The 278-nt window shown below is 75.5% G+C and carries 1 pseudogene; it reads right to left on the bottom strand.

From position 1 onward, the window contains the following. Window positions 1-94: 94 nt before the first annotated feature. Window positions 95-278: pseudogene (locus HMPREF3099_RS11115) on the bottom strand (hypothetical protein); the annotation flags it as partial.

Here is a 278-nt window from a genome sequence, read left to right as displayed (position 1 = left end):
AGCGCCGCCGTCAGCAGGTGCGCCAGCACGTGGGTGTAGGAGTCGTGGTTGTCCACGAGCAGGGCATGCAGTGGGCGCGGCGGGAGCGAAGCGGTCACGGCACCTCGTCGAGGGCGGTGTTCCACGCCAGGGCGCGTCCCGGGGCGGCGAGCACCAGCGGCCGCCCGCCGTGCTCCCAGGCCGTCACCCCGCTGATGCCGTGCAGTGCGCTGAGCAGCCAGAGCTCGTGGCCGGCCAGCTCCTGCGGCGTGCGGTGCGCGCTGGCGGTGCGCACCCCG

The organism is Kytococcus sp. HMSC28H12 (assembly GCF_001816045.1).
Taxonomy (GTDB): Bacteria; Actinomycetota; Actinomycetes; order Actinomycetales; family Dermatophilaceae; genus Kytococcus; species Kytococcus schroeteri.
Note: the sequence above shows the minus strand (reverse complement) of the source record. Positions and strands in the feature narration are given on the sequence as shown.